Here is a 26337-nt window from a genome sequence, read left to right as displayed (position 1 = left end):
GTCCGCGCATCCGGCCGAGCCAATACCGGCGGGCCTTTCAGCCGGTTTCCGGCTACGCCCGACACGCCGATCCGCGCAAAACTGACAGAAAAGTCATCTTCGCGTCAGGGTTTCAACGGGATGCGCGCGCGATCATGACGCGGTGGACTGCGCTCCGGTACGTCGCCTCCCCGCCCGCTGCCGATCCCTGCGGGCATCTCCGTCCCCCGCGGCGTGCCCCGTGACTGAGCGAGCAGACATGGCTGCGCGGCCCGCTTTGCCGCCCCGGACGTACGCGTCCGGGGCATTTTTGTCTGTGCTTTCCAAGAAAATAAGCGTGGATTGTTTCTGATTCGGCAAAAGGTAATTTGAGCCAGACAGGATGTTTTTTCCGGTCACAGACGCTTACATTTAGCGCACCACTCATGGAAACCCCTAACGGAATCGCCATCGCGCAGTGACATCCACTGCGGGGGCGGAAACCGCACGAGCTTTAGGAAACGGCAAAATGAAGGCTTCCAAATCTCTGCCTGCGCTCGATCCCGCCGACGTCCACGTCGAAATCCTCGAACAGTCCGATACGCTGCTCGTCGTCCGCTGGGTCGAACCCGGCCGCTGCCACTACGGCGAACAGCGCTGGCGCCGCCGCTTCGCGCAGCGTACCGGCACCTGCGCGCTGTCGCGTCAGGTCATCCACCGCGGCGACGAAGTGTTCCGTCCTGCCGAACGCCCGGCCCCCGCGAATGCGGCAGCCATGATCTCCGCCGCCGAAGTGCTCGGCCTGTCCGGCGGCAAGTAAGCTTCAGCGACCCGATTCGGGCCCGGCAGCGCGATACGATGCGCGCCGGCCTGGAATTGCCGGTCTAATTCCCCGCTTGTCTGCCCGGCCGGCGCCCATTATTGTTACATCACTCAATGTAACGATGGGACGTGACGGCGAACCGGTTGCCCGTCGCGCGCCGTATCGATGGAGGCAGACATGCATGCATGGAGTGCGCGCCAGGTCCCGGCGCAGGGCGGCAAAGTCGCGGTCGTGACCGGCGCCAACAGCGGCCTCGGCTGGCAGTTGGCGGAAACGCTGGCTGCAAAGGGTGCGACGGTCGTGATGGGATGTCGCGACGCGATGCGCGGCGCGGCGGCGGCCGATGCGATCCGCCGGCTCCATCCCGATGCGCGTGTCGAAGTCGAGCCGCTCGATCTCGCGGATCTCGCGTCGATCCAACGCTTCGCGGCCGAAGTCGCCGACCGCCACGGGCGCGTCGACATCCTCTGCAACAACGCCGGCGTGATGTTCCTGCCGCTGCGACATACGCGCGACGGCTTCGAGATGCAGTTCGGCACCAACCACCTCGGCCATTTCGCGCTGACCGGCCATCTGCTGCCGGCGCTGCGCGCGGCGCGACGCGCGCGCGTCGTGACGATGTCGAGCGGCCTCAACCGCGGCGGACGGATCCGCATCGACGACCTGCGCGCCGAGCGGCGCTACAACCGTTATCTCGCGTATTGCGACAGCAAGCTCGCGAACCTCGTGTTCGCGCTCGAACTGCAGCGCCGCTTCGAGCGCGCGGCGTTCGCCGGCATCAGCGTCGCCGCGCATCCCGGCTACGCGGCGACCAACCTGCAGTTCGCGGGCCCCGAGATGGAGCGCGCGCCCGGACGGATCGCGCTGATGCGCATTGCGAACCGTTATCTCGCGCAGTCTGCCGAACAGGGCGCGTTGCCCGCGATTCATGCGGCGACGGCGCCCGATCTCGCGGGCGGCGCCTATCTCGGGCCGTCCGGCTGGCTGGAGGCGCGCGGCCTGCCGGCGCCCGCCAGCGTGCCGCGCGCGGCACGCGACACGGCCGCGGCCGCGCTGCTGTGGGAGGCGTCGGAAGCCGCGACGGGCGTGCGCTTTCTCGATGCGAGCCGGCCCGCCGGCCGCGCGCCGCTCAAGCCGTTCGGCGCGGCAGCCGAAGCGCGGTGAGGCCGGGATGCGCATTCCTCATACTTATTACGCCATCTGAGAGAAAGCCCGGTGAAAGATTGATTCACCGCGCCACTGTTACCGTCCAGGAAACAATCTATCGTCAAAATCAGCGTTTACCCTGAACCCTCCGGTGACTAAGATTTAGTCAATCGCTTAAGACATGGTGTCGAGAGCGAACCCAATAAAACACCGGAGGTCATCATGAAATCGCTCGTTATCGCAGTTGCTGCCGCTGCCGCCCTGTCCGCTTCGTTCAGCACGTTCGCTCAAAGCACCGTGACCCGCGCGCAAGTGCGCAACGAACTGGTCCAGCTCGAAAAGGCCGGCTACAAGCCGGGTCTGGCAAGCCCGTACTACCCGAACGACATCCAGGCCGCCGAAGCGCGCGTGCATGGCGCCGACAGCAGCGGCTACGGCGCGCAACCGGCACCGGTCGTCCACTCGGGCGCCCCGGCTGCCGCGACGTCGTCGAACGCGCGCGACTCGATCTTCTTCGGCCAGTAAGCCGATGCGTCCCGAGCGGACGCCGCGTTTCACGCGAATCGCTATCCGGACGAGCCCCTCATGCGGGCTCGTCTTTTTTTATGAAACGCATACCTCCGCCGCCCGGCAGCGGGTGGCTTCGCCCGGGCGCCTCGCGTCCGGGCGCTTTTTCGCGTACAGCGGAAATGCGCCCGCAGCGATGCCGACGGCGGTCGATCGAGAGATCGGCGGATCGAGAGAAACAAGCCGCTAGGCACGCGGCGCGAGCAGAAACTCGCCGACCAGCCGGTGCATTCGCGCCGCCTGCGGACTCGTCGCGAGCGCGCGCCAGCAGCCGTGCACGAGCCCCGCGCCCATCCAGTAACGCGCTCGCCCGCCGGCCGCCACGATCCGCTCGACATACACGCGCGCATCGTCGCGCAGCGGGTCGTGCTCCACGCCGATCGCGAACACCGGCGGCAATCCGTCGAACCGCGTCGCGGCCAGCGGCACCGACGCGCGCAGCAGCGGATCGTCGTTCAGCTGCGCGTCGAGCGCCGCGTCGTCGTCCTCGAAGCGACCGTTCCAGTACAGCGCGCGATAGCGATGCACGTCGTCGAGCGTCAACATCGGCGCGTGCGCTTCCGTTTCGCGCGCCGGCGACTGCGGCTCGATGCCGAGCGCCGGATAGACGAGCGCGATCCCGTCGAGGCCGCCTTCGCCCGCGTCGCGCAACGCGGTTGCAACCGCCGCCGCGAGATTGCCGCCCGCGCTGTCGCCGGCCAGCGTCAGCGGCCGCACGCACGGGCCGAACGGTAAACGGCCGTCGCGCGCCGCCCGCGTGACGGCCAGGCAATCTTCGAGCGCGGCCGGCGCGCGATGTTCGGGCGCGAGCCGATAGTCGACCGCGATCACCGCCAGCCCCGTGTCGGCCGCCAGTTGCGCGGTGATCGATGCATGACTGTCGAGCGAGCCGACGACGAAACCGCCGCCGTGAAAGAACAGCACGGTGCCGCACGCTTCGCGATCCGCCGGCCCGTAGCGCCGCAGCGCGATCGCGCGCCCGTCGGGCGCGTGCCACACCGCATCGTGCTGCACGACGCCGGCCGGCAACGCAGACGGCGTCCATGCGGCCGCGAAGCGGTCGTACAGGCGGCGCTGCGCGTCGGGCGGGCGCGCCGCCGCATCGGCCGGATACCACGCGTCGACGGCCGCGACGAACGCCGCGATTTCAGGTTCGAGCATCGGTCGACGATGCTAGCGACGCGGCGGCAGCCCGATCACGCGCCCCGCATACGCGGGTGCCGCGCAGTCGCGCTGCAGCGCATGAAGCTCGGCCACGCGCGCGGCGACGTCGTCGTCGAACGGCGCCGACTTCGCGCCATCGCGCGTATCGACGTGCAGCATCATCTGCTCGCTCGCCGACACCGCGCCGTCATGCCCGTCGGCGAACAGTTCGAGATACACGTGCAGCCGCTTCGCGTCGTGCGCGAACGCGCGCGCATCGACGCGCACGCGTGTGCCTTCCTTGATCTCCTGCAGATAGTTCACGTGCGCTTCGAGCGTATAGACCGAGCGGCCCCGCTCGCGACGCGTCGCGTCGTCCAGACCGATACGGTCCAGCAGCGCATCGGTCGCGAAGCTGAAGATCAGCATGTAGAACGCGTCGCGCAGGTGGCCGTTGTAGTCGACCCACTCGGGCCGCACGACGTCGCGGTATATCGTCAGCGGGGTATCGCCCGTCATCGTCTAGTCCTCGAATCGCATTCCGTGCCGCGCCTTCACCGCGGCGATTGCCTTCAGCACCTCGGTAATGCACTCGTCGCGATAGCGTTCGAGTTCCTTGATGCTGCGCGTACCCTGCTGCGCCGACGTGCCGTCGACGACGCGGTCGATCAGCTCGTCGGTCAGCGTCGGCGCGACGAGCTTGGTCCACGGCAGTTCCAGCGCAGGGCCGAACTGCTGCATGAAGTGTCGCATGCCCGCATCGCCGCCGGCCAGCGTATAGGTCAGGAACGTGCCCATGAAGGACCAGCGGATGCCCGCGCCGAAGCGGATCGCGTCGTCGATCTCGCCCGTCGTCGCGACGCCCTCGTTGACGAGATGCAGCGCCTCGCGCCACAGCGCTTCGAGCAACCGGTCCGCGACGAAGCCCGGTACTTCCTTGCGCACGTGCAGCGGCCGCATGCCTAGCTTGCGGTAGATCTCGATCGCGGCTTCGACCGCTTCCGGCGAGGTGCGCGCGCCGCCGAGCACTTCGACGAGCGGCAGCAGGTAGACCGGATTGAACGGGTGACCGACCACGCAGCGCTCCGGATGCGTCGCGCGTGCATAGAAATCGGTCGGCAGCAGCCCCGACGTCGACGACGCGATGATCGCGTCGGGCTTCGCCGCGCGGCTGATCTGCTCGTGCAGTTCGAGCTTCAGCGCCTCGCGCTCGGGCGCGCTCTCCTGGATGAAATCCGCGTCGGCGACGCAGGCTTCGATCGTCGCGACGAACCGCAGGCGCGCGGGATCGGCGCCCGGCGCCAGGCCGACGCGTTCGAGCGCGGGCCACGCGTTCGCAATGTTCGCGCGCAACTGCTGCTCCGCGCCCGGCGCGGGGTCCCAGACCACCACGTCGAGACCGTGTGCGAGCGCGCGGGCCACCCACCCGCTGCCGATCACGCCGGTGCCGATGGCGGCGAACGTCTTGATGTCGGTCTTCACTGCCATGTCAACGCATCCTTCAAATCGAGGGGAATCGGTCGGCCGGCGCGCGTGTCGCGCGCCGCCGGCTTGCAATGCAGTACGGGTACAACGCTCATGCGTATTCGGCGATTGCGCGGCGTTCGAGCGGACGCTCGCCGCGCGCCGGCAGGCCGAGCTTGCGGCGGCCCTCGGCCGGCGTCAGCACGCGGCCGCCGAGGCGTTCGACGATTTCGCGCGCGCGCTCGACCAGCGTGCCGTTGGTCGCATGCACGCCGCGATCGAGCCAGATATTGTCTTCGAGGCCGACGCGCACATGGCCGCCGAGCAGCATCGCCTGCGCGACCATCGGCATCTGCATGCGGCCGATCCCGAAGCCGGCCCAGTGCGCGCCCGGCGGCAGGTTGTCGACCATCGCCTTCATCGTGCCGGTGTCGGCCGGCGCGCCCCACGGAATGCCGAGGCACAGCTGGAACAGCGGCGGATCGTCGAGCAGCCCTTCCTTCAGCAACTGCTTCGCGAACCACAGATGGCCGGTATCGAAGATTTCCAGTTCCGGCTTCACGCCAAGCTCCTGGATGCGCTTCGCGCCGGCGCGCAGCTGCGCGGGCGTCGATACGTAGATGTAGTCGCCGTCGCCGAAATTCAGCGTGCCGCAGTCGAGCGTGCAGATTTCCGGCAGCAGTTCCTCGACATGCACGAGGCGCGTGAGGCCGCCAACGAGGTCGGTGCCCTTGCCGAAGCGCATCGGATCCTCGCCCGGGCCGATCTCCAGGTCGCCGCCCATGCCGGCCGTCAGGTTGATGATCACGTCGACGTCGGCCGAGCGGATCCGGTCGACCACTTCGCGATACAGGTTCGGGTCGCGGCTGCCGCGCCCCGTTTGCGGATCGCGCACATGGCAGTGCGCAACGGTCGCGCCGGCCTTCGCGGCCTCGATCGCGGCGGCCGCGATCTCCTTCGGCGTGACCGGAATCGCCGGATGCTTGCCGACCGTATCGCCCGCGCCGGTGACGGCGCAGGTGATGATGACTTCGTGGTTCATGCTGTTGCCTCGCTTGACTCGGGTTGTGTCGTAGTGCGGGTGAATCGTTCGGGTGTGCCGCCGACGCGCGTGTCGCCGCGCGCCGGCCGTCACGGCGTCACAGGCCGAGGTAGGCCTTCACGGCGGGCAGGCCGTCCTTGCCGTCGAAGGTCTTGACGCCCGCGAGCCATGCATCGAGCACCTGCGGATTCTTCTTCAGGTAGGCCTTCGCGGCATCGGTCGGCTTGGTCTTGTTCATCACCGACTGCATCAGCTGGTTCTCGAGCTGCGTCGTGAAGCGCAGGTTCGTGACGAGCTTGCCCGCGTTCGGGCAGCGCGCCATGAAGTCGGGCGCCGTCAGCGTGTACACGCGCGCTTCGCCGTAGTTCGGCCCGAACGCCGCATCGCCGCCGGACAGATAGTTCATGCTGATCTGGATGTTCATCGGGTGCGGCTCCCAGCCGAGGAACACGACCCACTTCTTCTCGCGGATCGCGCGCTCGACGGTGACCAGCATCCCCGCCTCGCTCGACTCGACGAGCTTGAAGCCGCCGAGCCCGTACTGGTTCGTGTCGATCATCTTCTGGATCGTCGCGTTCGCGCTGCTGCCCGGCTCGATCCCGTAGATCTTGCCGTCCAGTTCCGCGCGATGCTTCGCGATGTCGTCGAAGGTCTTCAGGCCGGCCTGGTATTCGTAGCTCGGCACCGCGAGCGTCGCCTTCGCGCCCGACAGGTTCGGCGGCTCGACGACGTTGATCGACTTGCTGTCGAGGAACGGCTGAAGCTGCTTTTGCTGCACCGGCCACCAGTAGCCGAGCGACACGTCGAGCTGCTTGCTCTTCAGGCCGGCGAACGAAATCGGCACCGAGGAAATCGTCGTCGTCGGCTTGTAGCCGAGCCCTTCGAACACGGTCGACGCAAGCGCCGTCGTCGACGTGATATCGGTCCAGCCGATGTCGGCGAACCGTACGTTGCGGCACGTCGCGCCGTCCGTCTCGGCCTGCGCCGCATTGGCGAGCGCGCCCGTCGCCAGCGTGACCGCGACGAGCGCGGCGATCTTTGTCGACTTCATGGTTTCTCCCGGTTGGACCGATATGCATCGGGTGCGCGGATTGCGCCCCGGCCTGCATCGTGGACTCAAAAGTAACGGGCCATTTTCAACGCAATGCGACCGGCGGCGACCAGTTCTTGCCTGGTTGCGACTATGCGTGGAAACCACTACGGTTCGGCTCGGCCTTGTGGGGCGGTGTTTCGGTCAATTTTCCGAGGAATCGGGGCTTGTCCCGATGCGTCATGCGCTAGCGCGCAGCGGATGGGACAGCGGAAAATGGACAGGCAGATTTCGATCGGTGTAGAACACGTGCTGTCGGCGCATGCGCAGGGCCGCTGGGTTTCGCCCATCTCGGCCATTTCGCGAACGCATACAAGGCCGAGTTCGGCGAACTGCCTTCGACGATAGTGCGCCGCTCGGCGCGCCACACGAAAACCCGCTGACCGCGCAAAACCCGCGATAATCACGGGCGGACCGTTCGGCTCCGGCGCGCTGGCCGCGGCGCGTGCCCATGCGTGTGCCGCCCTGCAAGATGCACGACGTTCACCGGATTTCATTTCCCACTGCAATGCCCGAGGATTTCCATTTCCTGCTGCTGCCCGGCTTCTCCGCCCTGGGCTTCATGTCCGCGGTGGAGCCGCTGCGCGTCGCGAACCGGTTTCGCACCGAGCTCTACCGCTGGCACGTGATCAGCGTCGACGGCGCGCCCGTCGCCGCGAGCAACGGGATCCCGGTCGCGGCCGAAGCCGCGTGTGCGGACGTCGAGCATGTCGATACCGTCTTCGTCGTCGCCGGCTTCGACCCGCTCGTGTGCTACACGCGCCCGCTCGCCGACTGGCTGCGCCGCCAGCACCGGCACGGCGCGACGCTCGGCGGGATCGATACGGGCAGCTTCGTGCTGGCGGAGGCCGGGCTGTTCGATGCATCGCAGTCGCTCACGCTGCACTGGGAAGCGCTCGCCGCGTTCCGCGAACGCTATCCGGACCTGAACGCGACGCAGGAGCTGTTCGAGATCGACGACCGGCGCATCACCTGCGCGGGCGGCACCGCATCGATCGACATGATGCTCGACCTGATCGGGCGGCGGCACGGCGCCGATCTCGCGGCCGTGATCTCCGAGCAGTTCGTGGTCAGCCGGATCCGGCAGCGCTCGGACAGCCAGCGGCTCGAGATCGCCGCGCGCTACGGCGTGCACAACCGCAAGCTGATCCAGGTGATCGGCACGATGCAGCGGCACATGGAGAATCCGCTCGGCTCCGATGCGCTCGCGGAAGAAGTCGCGATCACGCGCCGCCAGCTCGAACGGCTGTTCAGCACGACGCTGAACGACACGCCGACGCGCTTCTACCAGAACCTGCGCCTCGAACGCGCGCGCGAGCTGCTGCAGCAGACCGACATGAGCATCACGTCGGTGTGCGTCGCATGCGGGTTCGAATCGCCGTCGCATTTTTCCCGCACCTATCGCGCGCGGTTCGGCGTGAGTCCGCGCAGCGACCGGCGCGCGACGCGCTGACGCCGGCTGGCGTCGCTGCGCAGCCGCACGTTCGCACGGTCGCGCGTTCGCATCCGGATAGAATCGTCGTTCGATCACTCCCGCCCGCGCCGGCTCCGCCATGACCGATATTTCCCGCCCCCTCGACGACCTCTCGCCCGATCGCGTGACGACCGCGTTCGACCTGCCCGGCCATACGACCGTGCGCTCGCTCGGTGTCGCGCAAGGCATCGTGGTGCGCTCGCGCTCGATCGTCGGCTCGTTCGGCGCGGCGCTGCAGACGCTGTTCGGCGGCAACATCACGCTCTACACGTCGCTGTGCGAAAAAGCGCGTCAGCAGGCGTTCGACAAGATGCTCGCCGATGCGCGCCGGCTCGGTGCGAACGCGATCGTCGCGATGCGCTACGACTCGACCGAGATCGGCGCGGGCGTGACGGAAGTCATCTGCTACGGCACGGCCGTGCGCGTGGCGCACGACGGCTGAGCATGACGGCGGCGTCGCCATCGCGCGGCGCCATCAGCCGCAGCCGCGCACGACGTGCGTCACGCATCGCGTTCGAGCGACTTCATGTGCGTCAGTTGCGGGAACAGGCGCATCCACGCGAGCGCGACGGCGACCGTCGCCGCCCCGCCGACGACGATCGCCGCCGGCGCGCCCCACCATGCGGCAGTCACGCCCGACTCGAATTCGCCAAGCTGGTTCGACGTGCCGATGAACAGCGCATTGACGGCGCTGACGCGCCCGAGCATCTCGTCGGGCGTGCGCAGTTGCACGAGCGACAGGCGCACGACCACGCTGATCACATCCGATGCGCCGAGCGCCGCGAGCGCGAACAGCGACAGCGCGAAATGCCGCGACAGTCCGAACACGATCGTCGCGATGCCGAACGCGATCACGCCGCCGAACATCGCGCGGCCGGGCCGCCCTTTCAGCGGAAAGCGCGTGAGCCACAGCGTGCCCGCGAGTGCGCCGACCGCGGGCGCCGCGCGCAACGCGCCGAGCCCCCACGGCCCGACCTGCAGGATGTCGCGCGCATAGATCGGCAGCAGCGCGGTCGCGCCGCCGAACAGCACCGCGAACAGGTCGAGCGACAGCGCACCGAGGATCGCCGGCTCGCGCCGGATGAATGCGATCCCGGAGAATACCGACCTCAGCGTGACGGGCTCGCGCGACGGCGGTGCGCTGCGCAGCGGAATCCTGCCGCTCAGCATCGCCGCGATCGCGAACGCGACGACGCTGGTGCCGAACGCGACCGGCGCGCCGAAGCCGTACAGCAGCCCGCCGAATGCGGGGCCGAGAATCTGCGCGGCCTGGTTCGCGGACGTCGACAGCGCGGTGGCGCGCGGCAGTTCGGGGCGCGGCACGACGGCCGGCAGCAGCGAAGACACCGACGGCGACTCGAACGCGCGCGCGGTACCGACGATCGCGGCCAGCGCATAGACGCCCGGCGCACTGAGCCAGCCTTGTGCGGCGCCCAGCAGGAACACGCCCGATGCGAGCGCCTCGACGCTCTGGCAGATCGTCGCGATGCGCCGCCGGTCGTAGCGGTCGGCGACCTGCCCGACGACGAGCGTCAGCGCGAACATCGGCACGAACTGCGCGAGGCCGACCAGGCCGAGCGCAAACGCGCTGTGCGTAATCGCGTACACATGCCAGCCGATCGCGACCGACAGGATCTGGAACGCCAGCGACGACATCACGCGCGTGCCCCAGAAGCGCAGGAACGGGACGTGGCGAAACAGGTTGGCAGGCAGGTCGGACGGCGGGCGGGTTTCGGGTAACGGGGTCGTCATCGGGGTCTCGGCGATCGGCGCATGGCGAGCGGCGGCACGATGCAGCCGCTCGCAGGCCGTTCGACCGGCGGCCGTGCCGCGGCCAAGTCGCGATGATATGACAAACGCCGAAAACGAGCCGACGTCTGGGCGGCGCGTGACGGAAGGAAAGATCCGTCCGCGTTTAGCGAAAGCGAGCTAACGATCGATCGCTTTCGATCGCTGCCCGTCATGCCTTTCTGAAGAATCCGAAGCGCATGCTGCTCAAGCTGCTGGAAGGCGACCAGAACGCATCAGCCCCCCAAAAAAAAAGCGCGAACCGCAGTTCGCGCCAAAGAGAGACCTCGCTGAAGACGTGGAAAACCCCACCCGCTCCGCTCAGAACGAATGCCGCATCCCGATCCGCACGTCGGCCTGCGTCTGCGTCGTCGACGGCGTGAAGCTGTAGCCGATCACCGCATCGACACCCTGCGACGCGCGCAGGTAGTCGCCCGAGATGTACACGTCGGTGCGCTTCGACAGCAGATAGTGGAGGCCAGCCGTGCCCTGGTTCCAGTGGTGGCCTTCGAAGCGCGTGTGCTGGTAGCCCGCGATGAAGCTCAGCGCCGGCGTGAACTGGTACAGGCCGCCGCCTTCGTACACCTGCATGTGCGACGACTGGCCGAAGCCCTTGATCGTCGTGTACGAGAAGTTCGCGTCGAGCGACAGCTTGCCGATCGTGTAGCTCGTGCCGATGCCGAACGTGCCCTGGCTGTCGACGTTCATCGGCGTGTCCGCGTACAGGTCGGTGCGCGCGCCCGTGACCGGATCGACGGTGACGGTCTGCTGGCCGAGGAACGTGTGCGTGCCGATCATCGCGTACGGATCGAACGCGTAGATGCCGTTCGGGTTGTTCAGGCGCGTGTAGGCGGCGCCGATCGAGAAGTCGCCCTTCGTGAAGCTCGCGCCCGCGCTCCATGCGCTGTTGCGGTGGAAGTTGCCGGCGACGTTGCCGAACGAATACATCGCACCGACCTTGAAGCCGTTGAGATCGTTCGACATGAACTTCACCGAATTCGGCAGGCGGTCGCCGTTGAAGCGGTCGAAGTCGCCCTGGTGGATCGCATAGCCGCTGCCCCACGCCGAGATGTTGTAGATCGATACGAGCTCGTTCGTGATGTCGAGCTGGTTGCCGAACGACAGCGTGCCCCAGCCGTTCTGCAGGCCCACATAAGCCTGGCGGCCGAATTCGGCGCCGCCGAAGCCGAGCTGCCCGTTGCCGAGATGGAAGCCGCTCTCGAGGGCGAACACGGCCTTCAGGCCGCCGCCGAGATCCTCGGTGCCCTTGAGCCCGAAACGGTTCCCGTACGAGACGCCATCGTCGAACTTGACCACGTGCGAGCCGCCCGTGTTGTTCACATACGTGATGCCCGCGTCGAGGATCCCGTACAGCGTCACGCTGCTCTGTGCATGACCGATCGCGGGAATACACGCCGCGCACGCCAGCGCAACTGCCACGGCAACTTTCGATTGCTTCATTGTCGACCACCCTCCCTGACCCGTTCGATGGAAAGAATCCTTGCCGGGCGCGTACCGCGCTGCGCCGGTCGATTCGTATTTGGTACATCCGATGGCTTCGGTGTTGCATTTTTCGCAATAACCCAGCCATTGGCGAAAAATACAAACCCATATTTCCCGTCACCCGTCTGAAGGCGACACCAAATGGTCTCGATGCGACCCGCTCGGGAAAACACGGAGGACGGGCGGCCCCGGCACAGGCAGCCGCCCAGAGGCGCGTCGACGCGCGTCAACGGCCGTCGAGCGCCGCCCGCACGGCAGGCAGGCCCGGCGCGCCGGCGCTGGTCGTCACGCCGTCCAGCCAGCCGGCGACGAGCGCGGGATCGGCCTTCAGCGCGTGCTGCGCGGCCAGCGCGGGCGAGGTCTTGTTGTCTAGCATATCGGCGATCATCCGGTTCTCGACGTCGACCGAGAACGTCATCTGCCGGAACAGCCGCGCGAGATTCGTGCACTGGTCGGCAAATCCGGAGCGCGCGACCGTGTTGACCGTCGCGCCGCCATAGTTCGGCCCGAAATACGCGTCGCCGCCCGACAGGTAGGTCAGGTGGAACTTGGTGTTCATCAGGTGCGGCTCCCACGCGAGGAACACGATCCAGCGCTTGTCGCGCACCGCGCGCTCGACCTGCGTGAGCATGCCGGTTTCGCTCGATTCGACCAGCGACCAGTTCGCCGTGCCGAGCGCGTGGTCGGACAGCATCCGCTTGATGTTCTGGTTCGCCGGCGCGCCGGGCTCGATCCCGTAGATCTTGCCGCCGAAGCGGTCCGCGTAGCGCGCGAGATCGGCGAAGGAATGCACGCCGGCGGCCGCCACGTAGTCGGGCACGGCCAGCGTGAACTTCGCGCCGCTCAGGTTCGCGTGCAGCACGTCGATCGACTTCTCGTCGACGAACGGCTTCACGAGCGGGCCCTGCGCCGGCATCCAGTTGCCGAGGAACACGTCGACCTGCCCTTTCTTCAACCCCTGGTACGTGATCGGCACCGACAGGTTCGCGACGTCCTGCCGATAGCCGAGCGCCTTCAGCACGACACCGGCCATCGCGTTCGTCGCGTCGATGTCGGTCCAGCCGGGCGCGGCCATCCGCACGTCGCGGCAGGTCTGCGGCTCGGCCGCGCGAGCCGTCGTCATCGCCGTCATGCAGGCGGCCGCGGCAAGCGCCGCGCCGATCCGGGTTGCTGCATTGCATTGCCGTTTCATCGTCCGCTTCCTCCGTCGTTCATTCATGATCGCGATGCGGGACGCTCAGCGCCCGACGCGCGGAAAGCGCGCCATCGCTTCGAGCGTGTCGAGCTCGATGTGATTGCGCATGTAGCGCTGGCTCGCGTCGGTAAACGGCTGCCAGTCCCACGCCTGGATGCGGCCCTGCGTGGTGGCCGCGTAATGGAAACGCCGCCGGCGCTGGCTCGCGCGCACCTGCCGGTCCAGCTCGGGCAGGTTCCAGCGCCGCGCGGCCTCTTCGCGGAACGCCGCGAGCACGTCGGCCGCCGCCGGCACGCCGGCGAGGTTCGTGCGCTCGCGCGGGTCGTCGGCGAGGTTGTAGAGCTGGTCGGGATCGGCCGGGCAATGCACGTACTTCCAGTCGCCGCGGCGGATCATCACGACCGGCGCGACCGCGCCTTCCGCCAGGTATTCGCCGAGCGCGACGTCGTGCGCGGGCGCGCCGCGCAGGTGCGGCACGAGGCTGCCGCCGTCGACCGGGTCGGGCCAGCCGCCGTCGGGCGCGGCGCCGGCGAGCTCGACGAGCGTCGGCAGCAGGTCGACGTGCGACACCGGACCGCGCACGCGCGCGGCGTCGAAGCGGCCCGGCGCATGGACGATCAGCGGCACGCGGCAGCCGCCTTCGAAGAACGTCATCTTGTACCAGAGCCCGCGCTCGCCGAGCATGTCGCCGTGGTCGGACGTGACGATCACGATCGTGTCGTCGGCGAACCCGCATTGCTCGAGCGCGCTCAGCACGCTGCCGAACTGCGTGTCGACGTACGACGTCGCGCCGTAATACGCGCGGCGCGCGGCGCGGATCTGCGCATCGGTCGGCGGCGTGCGGTCGTTTTCGCAGACGAAGCGCAGCCGCTGCGAATGCGGATCGCTGTCGGCCGCGTCGAGCCGCACGGCCGGCATGTCGATCTCGTCGTCGCGGTACAGATCCCAGTATTCGCGCGTGATCGCGTACGGATCGTGCGGATGGGTCAGCGACACGACCATGCAGAACGGCCGCGCATCGTGGCCCGCCGCACGCTCGCGCGCGACGTCGTAGAGCTTCTGCTTCGCGGCGAACGCGACTTCGTCGTCGAAGTCGAGCTGGTTGGTGCGCACGCACGGGCCGGCATCGAGCACCGAGCTCATGTTGTGATACCAGCTCGGCCGCTCGGTCGGATGGTCCCAGTCGGGCACCCAGCCGAAGTCGGCCGGATAGATGTCGGTGGTCAGCCTCTCCTCGAAACCGTGCAGCTGGTCGGGGCCGCAGAAGTGCATCTTGCCGGACAGCATCGTCCGGTAGCCGGCCGCGCGCAGGTAGTGCGCGAACGTCAGCGTTTGCGCCGGCAATTCGGCCGCGTTATCGTAGGCGCCGATTTCCGACGGCAGCTTGCCGGTCAGCAGCGAGAAGCGCGACGGCGCGCACAGCGGGCTCGCGCAATATGCGGCGTCGAACACGACGCCTTGCGCGGCGAGCCGGTCGAGCGTCGGCGTGCGGGCGACGCGGTTGCCGTAGGCCGGCAGCGCGAACGGCGTCAACTGGTCGGCCATCAGGATCAGAATGTTGGGTGTCGGGTTCGTCATCGGCGTTCGTGGAGAAATCGGTGTTCGAATGGAGCGGCGCGCCGCTCGCACGACGGTGCGTCCGGCATCACGGACGCCGCCCGAAGAAACTGCCGCGCGACCGTGCCGCGACTGGCTAGAATCGCGGAAAGCCTTGCGCGGCGCAGGTAGGCGCCGTCCGATGCACTATCGCCCGCCCGAATTCGCGCGGGAAGGCGTCCGGCCCTTATGGGGCCATTAGAGAGACTTATGTCGAAATCCGAAGCGTTACCGTCGATGCAGGCGCTGCGTGCGTTCGAGTCGGCTGCGCGGCTCGCGAGCTTCACGGCCGCCGCGCGCGAGCTCGGCTCGACGCAGCCGGCCGTCAGCCAGCAGGTGTTCCAGCTCGAAGCGGAGCTGGGCGTGCCGCTGTTCGAGCGCAGCCCGCGCGGCGTCACGCTGACGCACGACGGCGAATGCCTGTACGAAGCCGTGCGGCTGAGCCTCGACACGCTGCGCGGCGCCACCGCGACGCTGCGCGCGCGGCGCGAACACGGGTCGCTGACGATCGTCACCGATTTCGGCTTCGCGACCTACTGGCTGATGCCGCGTCTGGCGGGGCTGAAGCATGTGATGCCGGGCGTCGACGTGCGCGTGGTCACGTCGCAGGATTACGACGCGCAGCGCGACCATGCTGACATCGCGATTCTGTTCGGCGACGGCCACTGGCCGTCGTGCACCGCAGCACGGCTGTTTCCGGAAGCCGTCACGCCGGTATGCTCGCCGGCGTTCCGCGACGCGCATCCGCACGTCGCGCGCGCCGACGACCTGCTCGCGCTGCCGCTGCTGCACGTGCAGCCGACGCGCCCCGAACGCTGGCTGTCGTGGGCCGGCTGGTTCGACGCGCACGGCCTCGATGCGCCGGCCGCCGCGCGCGGCGTGACCTTCAACAGCTACGCGCTGGTGATCCATGCGGCGCTGCTCGGCGAAGGCGTCGCGCTCGGCTGGGCGCCGCTCGTCGACGAACTCGTCGCCGGCGGCCAGCTCGTGAAGCTCGTCGACGCGCCCGTCGTCACGTCGCGCGGCTACTTCCTGGTGCGGCCGCCGCAGCGGCCCGAGCCGGACGCGACGCACGTGTTCCGCCGCTGGCTGCTCGACGCGTGCGCGGGCGCGTAGCGCGGGCGGCCGTTCCCGGCGCGCTGGCGCGCCGATACCAGCCACACGGCGGGTTGGTTCTATCCGCTGCCAAATCGTCCTGATTTACTTGAGCCTCCCGCGAGCCACGCGGCGCGCCGCTTCCGGCCGCCGCCGCGCGGCTTCGCGCCCCCCTGACATCCGAGGAGTCTCATGAGCGCCGACCCACGCCCCGATCAATTCGTCCTGACGCTGTCGTGCCCGAGCGCGGCCGGCCAGGTCGCCGCCGTCGTCGGCTTTCTCGATCGCCATCGCTGTTATGTCGATGCGCTGAACGTGTTCGACGACGATCTCAGCAACCGCTTCTTCGTGCGCTGCGTCTTTCATCCGACGGATGAAACGCTGCAGATCGACGCGCTGCGCCACGAGTTCGCGCCGATCGCGACGAGCCTCGCCGGGCAGGACGGCGACATGCAATGGGCGATTCACGACGTGAACGCGCGGCCGAAGGTGCTGATCATGGTGTCGAAGCTCGAGCACTGCCTCGCGGACCTGCTGTTCCGCTGGCGGATGGGCGAGCTGAAGATGGACATCGTCGGCATCGTGTCGAACCATCCCGACTTCGAGCCGCTCGCCGCGCAGCATGGACTGCCGTTCCGGCATTTCCCGATCACGGCCGAGACCAAGGCGCAGCAGGAAGCGCAGTGGCTCGACTTCTTCGAGACGAGCGGCGCCGAACTCGTGATCCTCGCGCGCTACATGCAGGTGCTGTCGCAGGAAACGAGCGCGAAGCTCGCGAACCGCGCGATCAACATCCATCATTCGTTCCTGCCGGGTTTCAAGGGCGCGAAGCCGTATCACCAGGCGCATGCGCGCGGCGTGAAGCTGATCGGCGCGACCGCGCACTTCGTCACCGACGATCTCGACGAAGGCCCGATCATCGAGCAGGTCGTCGAGCGCGTCGATCATGCGCTGCGTCCCGAGCAATTGCTGGCGGTCGGGCGCGATGTCGAGTGCATCACGCTTGCGCGCGCGGTGAAGGCGTTCATCGAGCGAAGGGTGTTTTTGAACGGGGATCGGACGGTGGTGTTTTCGTAACGCGATGAAGCCGGGCGCGGTATCGGCGAAGCCGGCCGAAAGCCGCGCTTCGCCGCTCCCCTCACCCGTTATCGACGCTGAAATCCGCGCGGACGCTGCGCGACAGCACCGTATCGATATTGATCGAATCGTTGCCGTCCATCTTCGCGCGCAGCGCCGCGTCATCCATCCCGTAGCCGCGCCAGCGCGCGGTCAGCCGCTCGACGAGCGTCGCGCGCGGCACGTCGAGCATGATCGTCACGTCGAACGACGGTCGCAACGCATCCCACGGCTTCTCGTCGAGCAGCAGGTAGTTGCCCTCGACCAGGATCAGGCGGGCCGAGGCCGGCACGATGTCCGCGCCGGCCCGCGCGATCTCCAGCGACCGGTCGAACACGGGCACCGCGATGTCCCGGCCGTCGTCCGCACGCAATCGCGCCAGCAGTGCCGCCAGGCCGTCGACATCGAACGTATGCGGCGCGCCCTTGCGCGCACGATCGCCGCGCAGGCCCAGCACCCGATCGTCGTAATGGAAGCCATCCATCGCGACGACGGCCGCACGCCCGCGCGCACCTTGGTCGATGCAGGCACGCAGCCGCTCCACGAACGTGCTCTTGCCGGCGCCCGGCGCGCCGGCAATCGCGACGATGCGCCGCGCCGCCCGCTGCGTCCGGAGCAGGTGCCCGGCCAGTTCCGCGCAATCGACGCGACGCGCCGCCGTCGCCGCGCCGCTCATGGCAGCCGGCTCCGTTCGGCCTGTTTCAGCGCCTCGCGCGCGGACTTGAGCTGCACGCGCATGAACGCGAGTGCATGCGCCGCGAGATCGTGACTGTCTTCCCACAGGTTGCGCCAGATCGCGAGAATGCCTTCGAGCGGCTGACCGACGACGCGCGACGAAAAGCTCTCGAACGCGATCGGCCCCGTATAGCCGCTGACCGCCAGCGCGCGGAATACCGCCGTGAAATCGACGTTGCCCGACCCCAGATAGCCTCGATGCGATTCGCCGATGTGCACGTAGCCCAGATGCTCGCCCGTGTCGCGGATCGCCGACGTCACGTCCGATTCCTCGATATGCATGTGGTACGTGTCGAGATGCACCTTCACGTTCGGCCGGCCGATGCGCCGGCATAGCTCGACGCCCTGCGACGCGGTATTGAGCACGTTCGACTCGTAGCGATTGACGACCTCGAGGCCGAGCGCGACACCGCTTTGCGCGGCCGTCTCGGCTACCTGCGCGAGGATGTCGGCGGACATCGCGACGCCGTCGGCCGTGGTCGGCCTGAAGTTCTTCTGGAACGCCGAATAGAGGATCCCGCAGACATGCGTCGCGCCGCAGTCGCGCGCGACGCGCAGCGCGGCCTCGAGTTTTTTCCTGCCGCGCTCGGCTTTCTGCGCATCGCCGCTCGAAATGTCCGACTCCGCATCGAGCCCGAGCGAGAAAGTAATACCGAGGCCGTATCGTTCGAGTTCGCGGCGCGTGAATTCGACGTCGATCGAATCGGGATCGAGCGCGGGCACTTCGATGAAATCGAAGCCCACCTCGGCCGTGTTCGCGATCGCGCGCGCGCACGCATCGCGGCTCCAGCCGGCCTCCCAGACCAGTGCATGTACGCCAAGCTTGTTCATTTCGTCTCCTTCCGTTGAGCGGGTTCGAGGCCGCTGCGCGCGGCCGCTGCCGTGCGCGTGCGGTGACGGGGTCGCGATGCCCGTTGCGCCCACGCCCAGCGCACCAGCATCACCGCGAGCAGGAAAGCCCCCCACAGCGCGGTCGCGAGATGCTGGCTCGCGCCGAGCAGGTTGAGGCCCGACGCGATCACTTGCAGGATCACGAGCGCGATCACGACCGGCGCGACGCGGCCGAAGCCGCCGAACGGGTCGACGCGTCCAAGGAAGCAGGCGAGCACCGAGATCAGCAGGAACGCTTCGCCATGACCGACGCGCACCGAGTTGAAACGCGACAGCATCACGACACCGGCCACGCCGCACATCAGGCCCGACAGCATGTAGATGCGCGTGATCGCACGCGTGGTCGAGATGCCCGAGTAGCGGGTCGCCTCGACGTTCGAGCCGATCATCCGCGTCACGAAGCCGAGCCGCGAATATGTCATCACCATGTGCCAGATCAGCGCGCAGCCCGCGAAGATCCACAGCGGAACCGGCACGCCGAGCCACAGTCCGTTGCCCATCGCGCGCACCACCGGCGGGAACCCGGAAATGTCGCCGCCGTGCGTCACGAATTCGCCGAGGCCGCGCAGGAAGATCATCGCGGACAGCGACACGAGGATCGGGCTCGCGCCCGTATGCGCAATCACGGCGCCGATCAGCCAGCCGGCCGCCGCGCCGGTCGCGAGCGCGGCCGCGATGCCGAGCGCGACCGCCGCGAGACCGGCCTCCGGGCCGCCGTGCGACTGGATCACCCATGCCATCGCGAGTCCCGCGATGTTCGCGGTGAACGTGACGGCCAGATTGAAGCCGCCGGAAACCAGCGGCATCAGCATCGCGAGCGTGAACAGCCCGAGCTCGGGCAGCTGGAACGCGATCGACACGAAGGTGCCGCCCGTGAGGAAGCGGTCCGACGCGACGCTCATCGCCAGGACGACGCACGCGAGAAAGCCGAGCAGGCCGGCCACGTCGCCCGGCACGGACAGCGCCGGAACATCGCGGGAATCCACGCGTTTCATGACCGGGCCCTCGCACGCGGCGCCAGGAAGCGCGAGCCGGCGAGTCGGGCAGCGCCGTCGCTCGACACGGTGATCGCGACCAGGATGACCGCGCCGACGATCATCTTGAATGCATACGGCGACACGCCGAGCAGATTGAGCCCGTTCGCGGTGATCGATACGAGCAGGATGCCGAGGACCGCGCCGAGCACCGTGCCGCGCCCGCCGCCGAGTCGCGCGCCGCCGAGCACGACGGCGGCGAGCACGTCCAGTTCGCGGCCGTACAGCGCGTTCGGCACGACTTCCTGCACGTAATGCGCCTGCATCAGCCCGGCGATGCCGGCCATCATCCCGAGCCAGCCGTACGCGACGTAATGCATCGTCGCGAGATCGATGCCGACGCGCCGCGCGGCTTCCGGATTGTCGCCGGTCGCATAGAGCTGGCGGCCGAGTGTCGTGCGCCGCAACAGGAACCACGTCGCGACGACGGCCACCGCCATCACCGCGACCGGCAGCGCGAGCGACGCGACGCCGGCGGGCGTGTCGACCTGCACGAGCGTGATGCGATTCATCCACCAATCGGGCAGATCGTAGATCGACACGCCGCCGGTCACGAACATCAATCCGCCGAAGAACAGGTTGAAGGTCGCGATCGTCGCAACGATCGACACGATGCGGAACCGGTAGACGAGCGTCGCGTTCACCGCGCCGAGCAGGATGCCGAAGCCGGCCGCGACCGCGAAGCCGAGCGCCCAGTTGCCGCCGCCGACCCGCATCACCGTCAGCGCGGTGAGGTACTGCACCACCGACGCGCCGACCGCGAACGAGATGTCGATGCCGCCCGCGATCAGCACGATCAGCAGGCCGGCCGCGAAGATGATGTTGACCGAGCTCTGGTTGAGCAGGTCGAACAGGTTCGACAGCGTCAGGAAGGTCGGCGTCGCGATGCCGAGGCCGGCCGCCATCGCGACGATCACGGCGAGCAGCCACGTTTCGGTCGCGCCGATGCCGAATGATCGCGGGTTATGCATGAACGTCTCGCTCGATGTGGTCGATCGGCGTGCCGCCCGGCACGTATTGCGCGACGATGCGGCCGTCGCGCATGTGCAGGATGCGATCTGCGTTGAAGTAGACCTCGGGAATCTCGTCGGAAATCAGCAGGATCGCCATGCCTTGCGCCGCAAGCTGCCGGACGATCGCGAAGATGCCGGCGCGCGCGCCGACGTCGACGCCGACCGTCGGCGAATCGAGGATCAGCAGCTTCGGCTGCGTGGCAAGCCATTTCGCGAGCACGATGCGCTGCTGGTTGCCGCCGGACAGCGTCGACACCGCATCGTCGGGGCTGCCGATCTTGACGGCGAGACGTTCGATCCATTCGCCGATCATCCCGTCGCGCCGGCGCGGAGAAATCAGCCGTGCCGCACCGAGCAGGCGGTCGAGCACGGCGATCACGCTGTTGTCGCCGATCGATTGCGGCTGCACCAGCCCCAGTTGCAGGCGATCCTCCGACACATAGGCGATGCCGGCGCGAATCGCGTCCCGATTCGAGCGCAGCGACAGCAGCCGACCGTCGAGCGCGATCGTGCCGGCCTCGGGCCGCGTCATTCCGAACAGCGACAGCGCCAGCTCGGTGCGCCCGGCGCCGAGCCGCCCCGTCATGCCGACGATCTCTCCGCGGCGCACCTCGAACGACACGTCATCGTATTCGCCGCGCCTCGACAGCCCGTCGACCCGCAGCATCGCGGGCGCGCTCGACAGGTCGGCCGTGCGCACCGTGTAATCGAAGGTGCGCCCCGTCATCAGTTCGGTGAGCCGCGTCTGCGTCATCCCGGCCGTCGGGAAGGTTCCGACATACCGGCCGTCGCGTATCACGGTGACGCGAGCGCATACGTCGAGCACTTCCGCGAGCCGATGGCTGACGAACACCACCGCAATGCCGTCGGCCGACAGGCGGCGCACGATCGCCAGCAGCGCCTGCGTCTCGGCATGACTGAGCGACGCAGTCGGCTCGTCCATGAACACGAGGCGTGCATCGGCGACGAGCGCGCGCGCAATCGCGACCACCTGCCGCTGGGCAATCGTCAGCGTGCGCACCGGGCGGCGGAGATCGAGCGCGACACCGAGCCGCGACAGAATCTGCCGCGCGGCTGCGCTCATCCGCCCGTAGTCGACCAGCCGCGGACGCGCGCCGAGGTTCTGCTCGAACGCGATGTTCTCGGCGACCGTCATCTCGGGAAACAGCGCGAGGTCCTGCCAGATCACCTGGATGCCGAGCGCGCGGGCCCGCGCCGGATCGAGATCGACGGCCGGCTTGCCGTCGAAGCGGATCACCGCGCCGGGTTCCGGACGATGGACGCCGCTCACGATCTTGATCAGCGTGCTCTTGCCGCAGCCGTTCTCGCCGGCCAGGCACAGCACCTCGCCCGGCATCACGTCGAAGCGCACGTGCTGCAACGCCTGCACGCCGCCAAACGTCTTCGACACGTTGTCGAGCTCGAGCAGCGGCGCGCCGGCTGCGCGCGCGACCGACGGCGGGGCCGCCCGGCCGGACGCCGCGGCTTCGCGGGAATGGGCAGACATCATCGCTGGGCTCCGGTGCGGCCTGCTATCGAACATCGGAAGAATCGAACGACTGCGTCGCGTGGCGCGTCGCGCCCGCACGGGCCGCTTACAGCCCCTGCTTCGCGAGATCGTCGACGGTTTTCGCGTTCAGCTCGACGAGCTGATTCACGATCAGGTTGTGTCCGTCGGGATGCACGACGCCGAGCCCCGGAATCGTCATGCCGTCCTTCACGGGCTGCCCCTTCGCGAGCATCGTGCCGAGCGTCACGAACACTTCGCCTGCCTGCTCGGGGTTCCACATGTAGCCGCCGTTGAGCACGCCTTCATGCACGAGTCGCCGGCCTTGCCCCGGGGAAAACGGGCCGAGCACGACGACCTTGCCCTTCGCCTGCCGCTCGGCGACCGCGCGCGCGGCGCCGATCGGCCCCTGGCTGCCAAACGCAAGAATTGCCTTCAGGTTCGGATGCGCGCGCATCAGGTCGAGCGCGGTCTTGCGCGAGGCGTCCACATCCTCGGCCACGCCGTAGCGATCGCCGACCAGCTTCATGTCCGGATAGTTGGCCTTCAGATACGCGATCGCGGCGTCGGCCCACGCGTTGTGCAGCGGGACCGTCAGCGAGCCGACGAACACCGCGTATTCGCCCTTGCCGCCGACCGCCGCCGCGAGGTTCTTCGCATAAGCCTCGCCGAACCCCTTCGCGGAAGCCAGCTCGAAATTCCAGTCGGTGTTCTTCTGCTTCGGCGACTCGTGCGTGATGACCTTGATACCCGCGGCCCGCGCACGCTGCAGCACCGGTTCGAGCACCTCGGCATCGTTCGGCACCACGCCGATCACGTCGACCTTCTGCGCGATCAGGTCTTCGATCGCGCGCACCTGCAGCGCCGGGTCCGCGCTGGTCGGCCCGACCATGAACGCCTTCACGCCGAGTTGCTCGGCACGTTTCCTGATGCCTGCGTCCATCGCGTTGAACCACGGGATCCCGCCGATCTTCACGACGACGCCGATCACCGGCTTGTCCGGCGATGCCGACGCGATGCCTGTTGCGAGCGCAAACGCAATCACACCCGCGCACACCGTGCGCAAGAAATTCACTGACATGTCTCCTCCATCCAGGAAGACGACCGTCGCCGGCATTTCGGACGCCGGCATGGCGGTCGGTTGCTAAATCCATTCAGCAAACCGTTTCGTGTATGCTGAATCCATTTAGCTTCGACGGGAAGCATGGGAAAACCCTGATAGGGAACGGCACGCCGAAACGCATACCGTCGGCATAGGACAAAAACCACACTCAAGGGGAGAAGCGACGCAGATGGCCCGCACGAACCCAGGACGCAAGTCCACGATTTACGACATCGCGAAGGCAACCGGCTCATCGACGTCCACGGTCAGCATGGTGCTGAACGGCACCTGGGCGCGCTACCGGATCAGCGAGGAAACCGCCGCGCGCATTCTCGACAGCGCCAAGGCGCTCGGCTACAACGTGAACCTGAGCGCGCGCGGTCTGCGCCTGTCGCGTTCGGGGCTGGCGGGCATGGTCATCCCGCACTACCGCAACCGCTTCTTCGCCGGGCTCGCCGAAACCTTCGAGGACGAGGCGCGCCGGCGCGGCCTGTGCCCGATCGTCGTCGGCACGCAACGCGACCGGGATGTCGAACTGAACGTCACGCAGACGCTGCTCGCGCAGCGCGTCGAACTGCTGTTCATCGCCGGCGTGCGCGACCCCGCACCGCTCAATGCACTGTGCGACGCGGCCGGCATACCGTCGATCAACGTCGACCTGCCGGGAGAAGGCGCGCCGTCGGTGGTGTCGGACAACCGGGCAGGCGCGCGGGCGCTGACCGACGTGCTGATCGACAAGATGATTGCGCGCGGCAATGCACCCGACGAACTGATGCTGCTCGGCGGAATCGCCGGCGAATACGCGACCGAGATGCGCATCGCGGGCTTTCACGATGCGTTTGCCGCGCGCGGCCTGCCGCCGCCGTCGTCCGACGCGATCGAACGCTGCGGCTATGCGCCGGCCGCCGCACGCGAGGCGCTCGCGCGGCGCTACGATGCGCTCGGCCGATTGCCGGCCGGCATGCTCACGAATTCGATCACGTCGTTCGAAGGGCTCGTGCGGTTCGCGTCGGAACTGCCGTGGGACATCTGGCAGCGCACGGCCGTCGGCTGCTTCGACTGGGACCCGTTCGCCGCACGCCTGCCGTTCGACGTCACGATGCTGCGGCAGGACGTGCAGCGGCTGATCGCCGAAGCCTTCGCGCTGCTCGACAAGGGTGACGCCGCGAGCGGCGCGCCGCACCCGGTCGTGATGGTGCCGACGCGCTTCATGCGCACGCTCGACGACGACACGCGCGCGAGCGACGAAGAACCGGCAGGCTGATCGTACGCGCGCCGAATGAACCAGGCCCGACCGTTCTGTCGACCGGCCGGGCCTGGTTCATGTACGTGCTTCGCCGGGAGCGTGTGCGGTATCCGTTCCCGGCAGGCAACGCGTCAGGCGCTCACTTCACCCATGCGAAGTAATACGACAACCCGATCGTCAGCGCCGCAGCGACGAGCGCCGCATACGGCGCGAGATTCAGCCACATGCTGCGCTTCGGCACTTCCAGCTCCATGTCGCGCTGCATCTGCGCCGGGAAGCGGCCGCGATCCTGCCAGTAATGGCGATAGAGGAACACCGGCACGATCAGCAGCATCGCGATCAGGCCGTTGCGCAGCGTGCCGTCGCCTTGCAGGTTCGCACCCGCGCCGACATAGACGAGATTCGCATAGCCGCACAGCGAACCTGCGACCAGCAGCCACGTCGGACAGCGGAACGGACGATCCCAGCTGCCGCGATCCATCCGGTGGATCCAGCCCGACTGCAAATTCAGGAACACGAACAACATGTAGCAGACGTTCGAGATCGACAGCACCGTCATGTAGTCCGACATCATCAGCAACACGAGGTTGAAGCCGAGATCGGTCCACATCGCGCGCGTCGGCGAGCCGTGCTCGTTCACGTGCGACAGGTACTTCGGCAGCCAGCCGTCGACCGATGCCTGGTACAGCGTGCGCGACGAGCCCATCATCGACGTCATCACGATCAGCAGAATCGACAGCATCAGCATCACGACGACCGCGTTCGCAACCCACGCGCCGCCGCCGACGATCTTCGCCATCGCGGCCGCGACGCCGGTGCCGTCGCCGATCGCCGGATCGAGCATCGCCTGCGTGCCGAGCGCGCCCTGGAACGCCATCGGTACGAGCGTCATCACGACCAGGCACAGCGCGCCCGACCAGAAGATCGCTTTCGCGGTGTCGCGGCGCGGATCGCGGAATTCGCGCGTGTAGCAGACGGCCGTCTCGAAGCCGTACGACGCCCAGCCGGCCATGAACATCGCACCGAGCGCCATCGTCACGCCCTGCCCGTTCCACGCGCCGAACGTCGCGGCCGTGAGATTGCCGTGCGCGTCGTGACCGAGCGGCAGCAGCGGCAGCAGGTTCGACATCGGCACGTCGCCGGTGACGAACGGCACGATGCCGACGATCAGCAGCGGCGTGAGCGACGCGATGCCGAGAATGCGCTGCGTGCGCGCAGCCTTCGACGCACCGCTGTGCTGAAGCTTGAACGTGACGAGAAGCAGGATCGTCGCGATGATGAACGTCGCGTTGATCCGCAGCGACAGACCCGGCTTGATGAAACCGAGATCCGCAACCTTGAGCTGCCAGTGCAGCACCGCCGCATCGGCGGGAAAGAGACTCGTGAGCGCATAGCTCGCCGCGAGGCCGCAGCCCAGCGCGAGCATCGGCGACCACGCGAGCCAGTTGCACCACACGGAAACCGGGGCAATCAGCTTGCTGTAACGGACCCAGCCGATCGCGCCATACACCGACGCGCCGCCCGATTTATGGGGAAATAGCCCCGATATTTCCGCATAAGTCGCGCTTTGAATCAGCCCCATCGTGATCGCGGCGATCCAGATCGCCCACGCGGGCTGGCCGATCGTCGCACATACGCCGCCGATCGTGAACAGCACGCCTGCCGGCACGCCGCTCGTTACCCAGAATGCATCCTTCCAAGTCAGGCCACGGTGCAGCGTGTGGCCCGTCGAATCATGTGAGATGGTTGCCTCAACATCACTGGTGCGGTTCGCACGCAGTCCTGCCTGACTCATCCAAATCCTCCTGT

The 26337-nt window shown here is 67.8% G+C and carries 24 protein-coding genes and 1 pseudogene; 9 read left to right on the top strand and 16 right to left on the bottom strand.

Annotation, left to right across the window (positions count from 1 at the left end; all coding sequences use genetic code 11):
• Window positions 1-487: 487 nt before the first annotated feature.
• The 3 genes from BST28156_RS08015 to BST28156_RS08005 all read left to right on the top strand — a co-directional run bounded on the left by BST28156_RS08015 (window position 488) and on the right by BST28156_RS08005 (window position 2452).
• Window positions 488-778 carry a DUF3331 domain-containing protein gene (locus tag BST28156_RS08015; RefSeq protein WP_009692763.1) on the top strand — a complete coding sequence of 97 codons (291 nt, stop codon included), beginning with the start codon at window positions 488-490 and terminating at the stop codon, window positions 776-778.
• Window positions 779-958: 180 nt separating this feature from the next.
• A complete protein-coding gene (locus tag BST28156_RS08010) occupies window positions 959-1945 on the top strand; it encodes an oxidoreductase (protein WP_174901958.1) in 987 nt (328 codons plus the stop codon).
• 204 nt (window positions 1946-2149) lie between these two features.
• Window positions 2150-2452: a DUF4148 domain-containing protein gene (locus BST28156_RS08005; RefSeq protein ID WP_060244345.1), complete on the top strand. Its 303-nt coding sequence runs from the start codon at window positions 2150-2152 to the stop codon at window positions 2450-2452.
• A gap of 228 nt (window positions 2453-2680) precedes the next feature.
• Here the strand turns inward: BST28156_RS08005 and BST28156_RS08000 are convergent, their stop codons facing one another.
• The 5 genes from BST28156_RS08000 to BST28156_RS07980 all read right to left on the bottom strand — a co-directional run bounded on the left by BST28156_RS08000 (window position 2681) and on the right by BST28156_RS07980 (window position 7194).
• Window positions 2681-3655, bottom strand: a complete 975-nt coding sequence (locus tag BST28156_RS08000; RefSeq protein ID WP_174901957.1) for an alpha/beta hydrolase — start codon at window positions 3653-3655, stop codon at window positions 2681-2683.
• 12 nt (window positions 3656-3667) lie between these two features.
• Window positions 3668-4156, bottom strand: a complete 489-nt coding sequence (locus BST28156_RS07995) for a thioesterase family protein (RefSeq protein WP_174901956.1) — start codon at window positions 4154-4156, stop codon at window positions 3668-3670.
• A gap of 3 nt (window positions 4157-4159) precedes the next feature.
• Window positions 4160-5125: an L-carnitine dehydrogenase gene (locus BST28156_RS07990; RefSeq protein WP_009688379.1), complete on the bottom strand. Its 966-nt coding sequence runs from the start codon at window positions 5123-5125 to the stop codon at window positions 4160-4162.
• An 88-nt stretch (window positions 5126-5213) separates the two neighbouring features.
• A complete protein-coding gene (gene cdhC / locus BST28156_RS07985; protein ID WP_060244353.1) occupies window positions 5214-6143 on the bottom strand; it encodes a 3-dehydrocarnitine:acetyl-CoA trimethylamine transferase CdhC in 930 nt (309 codons plus the stop codon).
• Window positions 6144-6240: 97 nt separating this feature from the next.
• Window positions 6241-7194, bottom strand: a complete 954-nt coding sequence (locus tag BST28156_RS07980) for a choline ABC transporter substrate-binding protein (RefSeq protein ID WP_174901955.1) — start codon at window positions 7192-7194, stop codon at window positions 6241-6243.
• Window positions 7195-7505: 311 nt separating this feature from the next.
• Here BST28156_RS07980 and BST28156_RS34690 point away from each other — a divergent pair.
• From BST28156_RS34690 to BST28156_RS07970, 3 genes and pseudogenes are all read left to right on the top strand, one after another.
• Window positions 7506-7616, top strand: a pseudogene (locus tag BST28156_RS34690) (helix-turn-helix domain-containing protein); the annotation flags it as partial.
• Window positions 7617-7741: 125 nt separating this feature from the next.
• The gene (locus tag BST28156_RS07975; RefSeq protein WP_060244356.1) at window positions 7742-8686 is read left to right on the top strand and encodes a GlxA family transcriptional regulator; all 945 of its coding nucleotides are present in this window, start codon (window positions 7742-7744) and stop codon (window positions 8684-8686) included.
• Between the two features lie 100 nt (window positions 8687-8786).
• Window positions 8787-9149 carry a YbjQ family protein gene (locus BST28156_RS07970; protein WP_060244358.1) on the top strand — a complete coding sequence of 121 codons (363 nt, stop codon included), beginning with the start codon at window positions 8787-8789 and terminating at the stop codon, window positions 9147-9149.
• 59 nt (window positions 9150-9208) lie between these two features.
• Here BST28156_RS07970 and BST28156_RS07965 read toward each other — a convergent pair whose 3' ends face one another.
• The 4 genes from BST28156_RS07965 to betC all read right to left on the bottom strand — a co-directional run bounded on the left by BST28156_RS07965 (window position 9209) and on the right by betC (window position 14771).
• Window positions 9209-10459 (bottom strand): MFS transporter, encoded by a 1251-nt coding sequence (locus BST28156_RS07965; protein WP_174901954.1) that lies wholly within the window; start codon window positions 10457-10459, stop codon window positions 9209-9211.
• A gap of 357 nt (window positions 10460-10816) precedes the next feature.
• Window positions 10817-11956: a porin gene (locus tag BST28156_RS07960; protein ID WP_060244363.1), complete on the bottom strand. Its 1140-nt coding sequence runs from the start codon at window positions 11954-11956 to the stop codon at window positions 10817-10819.
• A gap of 268 nt (window positions 11957-12224) precedes the next feature.
• A complete protein-coding gene (gene choX / locus BST28156_RS07955; RefSeq protein WP_060244366.1) occupies window positions 12225-13190 on the bottom strand; it encodes a choline ABC transporter substrate-binding protein in 966 nt (321 codons plus the stop codon).
• 45 nt (window positions 13191-13235) lie between these two features.
• Window positions 13236-14771, bottom strand: coding sequence for a choline-sulfatase (gene betC / locus BST28156_RS07950; protein WP_174901953.1), 1536 nt, complete (start codon window positions 14769-14771; stop codon window positions 13236-13238).
• A gap of 207 nt (window positions 14772-14978) precedes the next feature.
• Between betC and BST28156_RS07945 the strand changes: the two genes are divergently transcribed.
• Window positions 14979-15905, top strand: coding sequence for a choline sulfate utilization transcriptional regulator (locus BST28156_RS07945; RefSeq protein ID WP_174901952.1), 927 nt, complete (start codon window positions 14979-14981; stop codon window positions 15903-15905).
• Between the two features lie 171 nt (window positions 15906-16076).
• Complete coding sequence (gene purU, locus BST28156_RS07940; RefSeq protein ID WP_060244372.1) at window positions 16077-16961, top strand: formyltetrahydrofolate deformylase; 885 nt, start codon at window positions 16077-16079, stop codon at window positions 16959-16961.
• A gap of 61 nt (window positions 16962-17022) precedes the next feature.
• Here the strand turns inward: purU and BST28156_RS07935 are convergent, their stop codons facing one another.
• The 6 genes from BST28156_RS07935 to BST28156_RS07910 form a co-directional block, all read right to left on the bottom strand.
• On the bottom strand, window positions 17023-17676 hold the full coding sequence (locus tag BST28156_RS07935) for a nucleoside/nucleotide kinase family protein (RefSeq protein WP_174901951.1): 654 nt from the start codon (window positions 17674-17676) through the stop codon (window positions 17023-17025).
• Entirely contained in the window at window positions 17673-18566 is an 894-nt protein-coding gene (locus tag BST28156_RS07930; protein WP_174901950.1) for a sugar phosphate isomerase/epimerase family protein, read from the bottom strand. Before BST28156_RS07930 ends, BST28156_RS07935 begins: the two co-directional genes overlap by 4 nt.
• Window positions 18563-19621: an ABC transporter permease gene (locus tag BST28156_RS07925; RefSeq protein ID WP_060244378.1), complete on the bottom strand. Its 1059-nt coding sequence runs from the start codon at window positions 19619-19621 to the stop codon at window positions 18563-18565. The genes BST28156_RS07930 and BST28156_RS07925 overlap by 4 nt, the downstream gene beginning before the upstream one ends.
• A complete protein-coding gene (locus tag BST28156_RS07920; RefSeq protein WP_060244380.1) occupies window positions 19618-20631 on the bottom strand; it encodes an ABC transporter permease in 1014 nt (337 codons plus the stop codon). Before BST28156_RS07920 ends, BST28156_RS07925 begins: the two co-directional genes overlap by 4 nt.
• Window positions 20624-22183, bottom strand: a complete 1560-nt coding sequence (locus BST28156_RS07915) for a sugar ABC transporter ATP-binding protein (protein WP_174901949.1) — start codon at window positions 22181-22183, stop codon at window positions 20624-20626. Before BST28156_RS07915 ends, BST28156_RS07920 begins: the two co-directional genes overlap by 8 nt.
• An 85-nt stretch (window positions 22184-22268) precedes the next feature.
• Window positions 22269-23261 (bottom strand): substrate-binding domain-containing protein, encoded by a 993-nt coding sequence (locus BST28156_RS07910; RefSeq protein WP_060254510.1) that lies wholly within the window; start codon window positions 23259-23261, stop codon window positions 22269-22271.
• 211 nt (window positions 23262-23472) lie between these two features.
• Here BST28156_RS07910 and BST28156_RS07905 point away from each other — a divergent pair, with 211 nt between their 5' ends.
• A complete protein-coding gene (locus BST28156_RS07905) occupies window positions 23473-24546 on the top strand; it encodes a substrate-binding domain-containing protein (RefSeq protein ID WP_060244384.1) in 1074 nt (357 codons plus the stop codon).
• Window positions 24547-24667: 121 nt separating this feature from the next.
• Here BST28156_RS07905 and BST28156_RS07900 read toward each other — a convergent pair whose 3' ends face one another.
• Window positions 24668-26323, bottom strand: coding sequence for a trimethylamine N-oxide permease (locus tag BST28156_RS07900; protein ID WP_174901948.1), 1656 nt, complete (start codon window positions 26321-26323; stop codon window positions 24668-24670).
• Window positions 26324-26337 lie beyond the last annotated feature (14 nt).

The sequence above is a fragment of the Burkholderia pseudomultivorans genome, assembly GCF_902499075.1.
Lineage (GTDB): Bacteria > Pseudomonadota > Gammaproteobacteria > Burkholderiales > Burkholderiaceae > Burkholderia > Burkholderia pseudomultivorans.
The sequence above is the reverse complement of the archived record's forward strand: the minus strand, read 5'-3'. Positions and strand labels throughout refer to the sequence as shown.

Coding starts and splice junctions, on each gene's coding strand:
- BST28156_RS07990 (WP_009688379.1), bottom strand. CDS start 5,125: ATGGCAGTGAAGACCGACATCAAGACGTTCGCCGCCATCGGCACCGGC.
- BST28156_RS07925 (WP_060244378.1), bottom strand. CDS start 19,621: ATGAAACGCGTGGATTCCCGCGATGTTCCGGCGCTGTCCGTGCCGGGC.
- BST28156_RS07900 (WP_174901948.1), bottom strand. CDS start 26,323: ATGAGTCAGGCAGGACTGCGTGCGAACCGCACCAGTGATGTTGAGGCA.
- BST28156_RS08005 (WP_060244345.1), top strand. CDS start 2,150: ATGAAATCGCTCGTTATCGCAGTTGCTGCCGCTGCCGCCCTGTCCGCT.
- BST28156_RS08015 (WP_009692763.1), top strand. CDS start 488: ATGAAGGCTTCCAAATCTCTGCCTGCGCTCGATCCCGCCGACGTCCAC.
- BST28156_RS07975 (WP_060244356.1), top strand. CDS start 7,742: ATGCCCGAGGATTTCCATTTCCTGCTGCTGCCCGGCTTCTCCGCCCTG.
- BST28156_RS07920 (WP_060244380.1), bottom strand. CDS start 20,631: ATGCATAACCCGCGATCATTCGGCATCGGCGCGACCGAAACGTGGCTG.
- BST28156_RS07915 (WP_174901949.1), bottom strand. CDS start 22,183: ATGATGTCTGCCCATTCCCGCGAAGCCGCGGCGTCCGGCCGGGCGGCC.
- BST28156_RS07910 (WP_060254510.1), bottom strand. CDS start 23,261: ATGTCAGTGAATTTCTTGCGCACGGTGTGCGCGGGTGTGATTGCGTTT.
- BST28156_RS07970 (WP_060244358.1), top strand. CDS start 8,787: ATGACCGATATTTCCCGCCCCCTCGACGACCTCTCGCCCGATCGCGTG.
- BST28156_RS07960 (WP_060244363.1), bottom strand. CDS start 11,956: ATGAAGCAATCGAAAGTTGCCGTGGCAGTTGCGCTGGCGTGCGCGGCG.
- cdhC (WP_060244353.1), bottom strand. CDS start 6,143: ATGAACCACGAAGTCATCATCACCTGCGCCGTCACCGGCGCGGGCGAT.
- BST28156_RS08000 (WP_174901957.1), bottom strand. CDS start 3,655: ATGCTCGAACCTGAAATCGCGGCGTTCGTCGCGGCCGTCGACGCGTGG.
- BST28156_RS07945 (WP_174901952.1), top strand. CDS start 14,979: ATGGGGCCATTAGAGAGACTTATGTCGAAATCCGAAGCGTTACCGTCG.
- BST28156_RS07995 (WP_174901956.1), bottom strand. CDS start 4,156: ATGACGGGCGATACCCCGCTGACGATATACCGCGACGTCGTGCGGCCC.
- BST28156_RS07930 (WP_174901950.1), bottom strand. CDS start 18,566: ATGAACAAGCTTGGCGTACATGCACTGGTCTGGGAGGCCGGCTGGAGC.
- BST28156_RS07935 (WP_174901951.1), bottom strand. CDS start 17,676: ATGAGCGGCGCGGCGACGGCGGCGCGTCGCGTCGATTGCGCGGAACTG.
- betC (WP_174901953.1), bottom strand. CDS start 14,771: ATGACGAACCCGACACCCAACATTCTGATCCTGATGGCCGACCAGTTG.
- BST28156_RS07905 (WP_060244384.1), top strand. CDS start 23,473: ATGGCCCGCACGAACCCAGGACGCAAGTCCACGATTTACGACATCGCG.
- purU (WP_060244372.1), top strand. CDS start 16,077: ATGAGCGCCGACCCACGCCCCGATCAATTCGTCCTGACGCTGTCGTGC.
- BST28156_RS08010 (WP_174901958.1), top strand. CDS start 959: ATGCATGCATGGAGTGCGCGCCAGGTCCCGGCGCAGGGCGGCAAAGTC.
- choX (WP_060244366.1), bottom strand. CDS start 13,190: ATGAAACGGCAATGCAATGCAGCAACCCGGATCGGCGCGGCGCTTGCC.
- BST28156_RS07980 (WP_174901955.1), bottom strand. CDS start 7,194: ATGAAGTCGACAAAGATCGCCGCGCTCGTCGCGGTCACGCTGGCGACG.
- BST28156_RS07965 (WP_174901954.1), bottom strand. CDS start 10,459: ATGACGACCCCGTTACCCGAAACCCGCCCGCCGTCCGACCTGCCTGCC.